Below are 279 nucleotides of genomic sequence, written 5' to 3'. Positions count from 1 at the left end.
TTACCGAAGGCGGCTCGATCACCTACACCGCCACGCTGACCAATCCAGCCGGCACCGCGATGACCGTGACCTTGAGCAATGGCTCGGTCATTGTGATTGAGGCCGGTAAAACTACCGGCACTGTCGTCGTCGATACCCCGGCCAACGACGTATACGTCAATGGCTCCACCGTCAGTACGACGATTACCGGCACCACCGGCGGTAACTTTGAGAACCTGGTGCCGAGCACTACCCCAGCCGTCACAACCATCAGCGACTCGCTGGACGCCACCGGCCTGA

1 protein-coding gene is annotated in these 279 nt (G+C 60.6%); it reads left to right on the top strand.

Features of this window, described 5'->3' with window-relative positions:
• A partial coding sequence (locus NR126_RS28680) for an immunoglobulin-like domain-containing protein (protein ID WP_256832528.1) occupies nt 1–279 on the top strand: 279 nt, incomplete at both ends.

It is taken from the genome of Pseudomonas sp. Pse1 (genome assembly GCF_024519635.1).
In the GTDB taxonomy this organism is placed as follows: Bacteria; Pseudomonadota; Gammaproteobacteria; order Pseudomonadales; family Pseudomonadaceae; genus Aquipseudomonas.
This window is presented reverse-complemented; position numbering and strand designations above follow the sequence as displayed.